We start from the raw sequence: 6,481 nt of genomic DNA on the forward strand, positions 1-6,481 counted from the left end.
GATCATGAGATCACCTCAACATGCCGCTTGCTGACCAAGGAGACAGCTTCGGGGGTATTCGGCTGGCACACGCTTTTCCGCGTTTGCCAACCCGGGCGTGCGTCGTTCATCATTGGGGGTGGTGAGGAGGGTGGAGGATGATGCGGCGCGGACGATCGTCGTGGCCGTTTTCCAGGATCACCGTAACGCGAAGACGATCGGTCCAGGCGCGGCACGCGATGTCCTCGACGAAGCTCTCACGACTGTAGAAGGTGAAGGACTCGCCCCTTTCAGTCTCCAGGAGAAAGCCCTCGAAGTCACCGAAGTGGTCGTAGATAAGCCCTTCGATCTTTCCAACGACATCACCGTCGCCCGGGCCACCGTGACCACCGCCAACGGGTTGACCGCCGCCGAGCCCACCGGGCCAGATGCCGGTCCCCGTCGGCGGTACGGTGTTCGGATCCCCACCCAGCCCCGCCACGCGGCCGGCGAGCTGGCCGATGTATCGGACGAACACCGGATACCAGCGATCGGTCGGAGGGATCGTTTCGCCTACCCAGCGCATCAGGGACAGCGCCCGCTCCGCCGGTACCAGCATGTTGCCCTTCGTGCTCACGGGAATCGTGATGCGGAACGCTCCGCAGATGCGTCGCCACGTCAGCACGGTGGATGTGCCCACGGAGGCGGACGCGAATTGCAGGACCGATGGCGGCGGCGGGGGTGGTGGTGTTCTCGCCCGGGCGCTCGCGCTCTTCACCTGGCGGACAACAATCTCGAACGCCTGACCTTTCGTGATGCCGGACGGCAGCTCCACCGAGAAGAGCCCGGCGAGGTTCACGCCCGAGCCGGAGCCCGGTGGGATGGGGACATAGGTGATTCCGCCGGTGGGACAAACAAGCGTGTGTGCGTCGCTCGCGGAGAGGTCGTGGAACGTATACATCTTGGCCGCCAGCGCGAGCACGTCGGCCGCGTCGACCGCGGGTAGATAGAGGCTCGCAACGCTGCCCTTCGGGATCTGTCCCCAGTCGATCATCAGTTCGTCGGGCAGATCGCTTGCACCTAGCACGGCCGGCGAGGGCTGGATCTCGAAGGTGTGCGTTGCCAGTCGCGAGTCCACCACGCCGGGGTTTGCCACAGGCACGAATGCGATGTTGCGCTGGGCGAGTTTGTCCGAGCTGCCAGGGGTAGCGCCGGTGATTATCGGTGCCTCGTCGTCGACGATCTCCGCGACGAGGCACTGATGCAGTCCCCTGAACAACTTCGTGATGGGGACGAGGCTCAGGCCGTTGAACCCTCCGTTCTCCCCATCGGGGTTCGCGGGAGGGGGCTGGAGCGGAAACTGCCCGGTTGTCAGGTTGGTGTCGAGCCACGCGCCGAAGTAGGCGTAGGTCGTGCCGCCGGCGGCAGGCGGCACGATGCCCTTGGCATTGAAAGGGGCGTCCTCAGGCTGTGTTGTCATGTCGACGCCCGGCGAGACGCGAGGCGTCGCAAAGTACGGCACGGTGGTGTACTCGTTGCCGCTGATCCCCAGCAGCGGAACCTTGACGCCGTTCGCTGTGCCGGGAGGATCGGTATATTGCCGGAACGACCCGGTTGAAGGCGAGGCGCCGCTGCCGGCCGCGGGCGTCGTGTACGTGATCGCCGTCGACTGCGCCTGCCACGTCCGGAAGAACACGCGCACCTTGGTGGCCCCCTCCGTGGGGCCGGTGCCGGTAAGACGCACGCGGGCGAGGGCGAAGTTGTACACCTTGGTGCCGCCGGTCGTCGTCGGAAACACGCTCAACTGCGTGTCCGTGTTCGGGGCATGGGGAAGACTCTCGAACGAATCGACGCTGTCGCCCGGGACGGTGCCGTTCACCCCGCTCATGTTGGTGACGACCTTCTGGATGAAGGTGAGGGGGGTCGGCGCTTGTGAGCTGCCGAGCTTCATGCCGAACATCGTTTGACCCTCTTCAACGTAGAAGGCGCGGAGATCTTCGCTCAGGATCGCAGACCCGCCGTTCGCTTCGTCCGAAAAGAAGGGATCGGCGGCGGTGATGAGTTCGATCTGCGAGCTGCCCGGAGAGGGCGGGTTCGTTGCGATGGGGAGCGAGGCGGTGATCGTCAGGAGTTCTGGATAAGTGACCCCGGGTGTCGTGAACGCGCTCTGGGGAATCTGGACCTGGTACGTGAAGGTGAAGCGTTGCACTTCGGGCCCGAGCGAGGGATCGTCGGAGTCCACGCCGGTCGGCGTGAACACGATGCCGGTTCCGGCGGGCGCGGGGATCGACGGGGCCCACGCAGCGAGCAACGCGAGTTGCGCCGCGCTCGGCGTGAGCGTCGTGATCAGTTGCGTAATGCCGCCACCGGGGAATTCGCTAGCCTTGAGGCCATCGACGACAACGAAGAGCGCGCCCGCGAAGACGCCGTCGTTCTGCAAGGCCTCGTTCTGGCCGTAAGTGCTGCGTTCGAGGTTGATCGTGAGCGATCGCTGGAAGAGTTGCTGGAAGAATGCGAGGAGGGCGGAGCCGTTGATGGTGCCCCACCCCGTGCACGCATCCCAACCGGTGACCGAGGCGTAGCCCGGGGATGGGCCACCGGCGCTCTCGTCCTCGTTAACCCAATAGACGGCATTGCTGGCGCCGTCGGCGATGTCCACGAAGACGTTCTGCCCGAGCGTTGAGCCGATCGCGTAGAGCGTTGGATTGAGGTACCCGACACGCTCGGGGAGTGCCGCGTTGATGATCGCAAGGAGCGCGGCGTATAGAGGAGCGACGGCGCTTGTCCCCCCGATCGTACCGAGCGTCTGGGGGATGTCCGTGTACGCGAGATCGTTGGCCGACTGGCCATAAAGCCAGAGCGTGTAACCGCTATACGCGCTTGCGTTGCCTGCCACGTCCGGAATGCCGCGGCCTTGCCGGCCGTCGCCGTTCTTCGATAGCGGGACGTTCGCGTTCTCCTGCCATGGCTGCGCCCCCCACAGGTAGCTGATGCCGCCCCCGGTTGCGTCGCCAACGTAGTTCGGATAGGCGCTTAGGTCATCGTTGCCCGAGTTATCGTTCCAGGTGATCTGCGTCAACGGGGACGTGCTTGTGATGGTCGTCCCTCCGCAGGTTGTCACCCAGGGGTCGCTGGCTGGATAGAGAACGTGCGCCTTGCCGTCTTGTTCACCGCAGTCCGAGCCGTGGTCACCGGAGGAGACGAACACGGTCATCCCGATCATCGCGGCGGACTGGAACGCCGTCGTCAGCGCGTTGGCCGCTGCTTGTGTCCACTCGAAGGGCCAAGGGTAAGGACCGGGAGGGGCGGGATAGTTCAAGAGCTGGTCCGCCTCCAGCTCCGGCCAGCCGTAGCTGATCGAGAGGACGCTCGGATCGTTCGTGTGGTCCGCCACAATCTGGTTGATTGCGTCAACCCACCCCTGCTCGGTGAAGGGTGCGAAGTACACGGCGATGTTGCTGTCCGGAGTCACGGAGGCGACGATCTCGACGTCGAGTGCGACCTCGACATCGGGATCGGGAGGATAGGAGGCGAACGTCGAGGCGTTATAAAAAGGGGAATTTCCAGGGCTCGTGGGGGAGGGATCGACGGTGACCGATTTGATGGTCCGCGTCGATGAGGGGGTAACGTGGACACTCGAGAGGAATGACGCGACGTCGCTCGTGGAGAACCCGGATCGGGGCGTGCTGGGGTTCGACGTCGGCCCGCTGAACTCGAGGATGGCAACCGTCTGACTGGCGGCGCTCGTGGTCGGGAAACCGTAGAGCCCCGCGACCTGCGGAGGCGTGAGTGGCACGGCACCGGACGGCCCTCCGCTCGCGTGCCTCGCCATCCGGCGGTTGTCGAGCCCGAATACGCCCTCCACGAGATCGACCAGATCGCTGGGCAGGTAAATCGCGCCCTCCCTGCCGCGATACGTTTCTGTGGGCGACCGGTACATGTTCAGCTCGACGGCGAACGCGGAACTCATCTGGGCGACGGTGCCGGTGAGCACGACCGTCCGCCTGGCCGAGTCCGACTCGACCACCGTGAGCTCGTGGGCGAAGCCGAAGCTCGCCACGCGCTCAAGATCGTCTAGGTCTGCGCCGAAGGTCCTGGCGAACTCCGGGCGGGAGAGGAACTTGCGCCTGCCGGGAGGGGTCTTCGCCCAATGGTCCTGGTCCCAGAGGGGTGGAGCGTCGGCGCGGCGCCGGACTACGACGCTGACGGAGAGCTTTTCGTCTGGATCGGCCGGTCCGGCGATCGTCACGCCGCGGCGCGCGCGGCGCGCACTGCCTTGTAGAACGTTGTAGTTGGCGGGGACGTCCATGTTCAACCTCCGTGTACTGTGACGTACTCTGACTCACAGGACCGACCGGCCGAAGCCTAGGCAGTGTTCACGAGCGGCTCAAATGACCCGGCAAGCTATCCAGACACAAGATAGCTGTCGGTAAGCCTGTCGTATCGAGTGGAGACGCGTCGAAAATGGTTGTACGGTTAATGAAGCGCTCGGCCAGGTTGCGTGTGTGGTACAGAGCGCGACCGTATCGGTGCTTTGCCTTGCGGTTCGCACGAGGCGGGGTGACGATTTGTGCGTGAGTGGCCCGAATCGGTTGCATAAAGGTGCCGACATCGTAGCCTTTGTCTCGGCTTCGAGAAACTAGTGATTGTCGGCAGCCGCGCGGCCCCTGTCGCCTTCCTTGCGCGGCAAGATCGCTTCGATTTTGTTCCATACCTCCTCACCCAACAGCGTTCGGACCATCCTGTCTCGCTCGTGCAAAAAGCAGGATGCAAACAAATTCCGTCAAATGAAAACGGCCGCTTCCGGCGAAAACGTTTAGGCCGACCTGATCGAACTCGGATTGCGGTCAGCACTTCGAGTCAACATCAGTATTCGCGTTGCCGGTTCTTGTTGGTCGCCAAGTTTGGCGCGGATGGTTGCGGAAATGACAGAACGCCCCTTTTTCCTTTTGCGTTACCAAATGAGCGTTTTTGCGTTACGCCTTGAGGATGTTCAGAGTACCTCGCACGCTCACTTGAAACTGGGCAGTCATCCGTGAATGGCGTTTTATTCATACGTGTGTCGCTGAATAAACTTAGGCCAAAATGACGCCAAGCTCAAGGTGCGTTTTGTGCGACCGGCGAAGGCTTGCACCGAGAACGCTCTTAGAGATAAGCACCGTCATGGTGCGAGATACTCGGCTTTGCTTTGACCCCGCCGAGCAACGGGGCACGGGCGCAGCCTCGTGACGGGTCAGCAATCCAGACCGCAGGCACCAGTGCCGCGCCGCAGCCAATGCGTCCGTTGTGCTGTGTGCCAAAGGCTTGGAGCGCCCGAGTCGGTGATCAAGTTGGATCGACGCCGCATTCCTCCCTTGGATTTCCATGCGCCCGGGGAAGTGACACACGCTGAGTTTGGGCCAGAGATAAATGGCCGGCTGATTTCCCCGTGTCTGCTCCCGGCGTAGCAACCGAGAGATCATGTTTGAAGGCTGGATGGCTCGTCAGGGTCGCTAGTTCGCATACGCTTGCAGAGAAACCTGACAGTCGAGGCTATCGATGTGCGAATGTCGGGAGAGCGCCCTGTAGCCGCCTCGCCAACGCCAATGCCTGAATGTCGGCAAAGGCCGAGAACTCGCCGGCCGCCGCGGACTTACCTATGGCCGTTGGACCTCGAAAGCGGCCGTTGACGTGGTGCGGGGTTCAACGACGGTTGAGGGTCGCTTTGCGACCGTCCACGGACGTCGCATAAGCCAATAGACAGAGCAAGGAGGTCAACGAAAAATATGGAACCGACTGCAATCGTATTGCATGGACCTACCAGCGCAGGGAAAAGCAGCTTGGCTAGGGCGCTTCAGGATGGTTCGAAAATTCCGGTCTTCCACATATCGCTGGACGCATTCGTCGAAATGTCGCGTAGACGTGACATGCGTTCGGATGAAGAACTGAATCAAGCGCTGAGGCTTCATTACCTGAACTTGCAGTCGACCCTAAGGCGGGTGGCAGCGAGTCACTTCGAGATAGTTCTGGATCTTGTGCTTCGGGATACGACTACCATCGACGAGTGTATTTCTGCGCTTGCGCCTCGCCGCACCTATGTTGTCGGTGTTTCGTGCCCATTGGATGTTTTGGAAGCGCGCGAACGCGGCAGGCCGGACCGTAGTGAAGGAATGGCCCGGGCGCAATTTGGGCACCCGGCTTACTCGAGATCCTACTCGATACGCCTGGATACATCGACCTGCACCCCGGAAGATGGGGCTCGTCGCATCCGCTCGCTTATCAACGCGTAGATTGAATGACCGCTCGCGGGATCAGCGGAGGTCGCTTCGGGGTTCATCAGCGACCGTCGCGGACGTCAGCCTCCCGTCGGGTGAGGGCCGCCGCCAGGATTTTTTCACTAACCGTGTCAGCAGTTTTTCACTTACCTGGCACAGTTTTCACTTTCTGTGGAGGGTGTAATTAGTTTTGTGTAAACGGTCATTTGGCAGGAGACTGCCAGCATCTAGGAGCAACGATGACCGTAGCGAAACGCACCAAACGAGTG

2 protein-coding genes and 1 pseudogene are annotated in these 6,481 nt (G+C 62.2%); 1 reads left to right on the forward strand and 2 read right to left on the reverse strand.

Annotation, left to right across the window (positions count from 1 at the left end; all coding sequences use genetic code 11):
• Window positions 1–109: 109 nt before the first annotated feature.
• Both ABH944_RS02825 and ABH944_RS02830 read right to left on the reverse strand, forming a co-directional pair.
• A complete protein-coding gene (locus ABH944_RS02825; protein WP_404604260.1) occupies window positions 110–4,267 on the reverse strand; it encodes a S53 family peptidase in 4,158 nt (1,385 codons plus the stop codon).
• Window positions 4,268–4,362: 95 nt separating this feature from the next.
• Window positions 4,363–4,583, reverse strand: a pseudogene (locus ABH944_RS02830) (IS5/IS1182 family transposase); the annotation flags it as partial.
• A 1,140-nt stretch (window positions 4,584–5,723) separates the two neighbouring features.
• Here ABH944_RS02830 and ABH944_RS02835 point away from each other — a divergent pair.
• Window positions 5,724–6,227 (forward strand): chloramphenicol phosphotransferase CPT family protein, encoded by a 504-nt coding sequence (locus ABH944_RS02835; RefSeq protein ID WP_404604261.1) that lies wholly within the window; start codon window positions 5,724–5,726, stop codon window positions 6,225–6,227.
• Window positions 6,228–6,481: the final 254 nt, after the last annotated feature.

The organism is Caballeronia udeis (genome assembly GCF_044909315.1).
GTDB classification, from domain to species: Bacteria; Pseudomonadota; Gammaproteobacteria; order Burkholderiales; family Burkholderiaceae; genus Caballeronia; species Caballeronia udeis_A.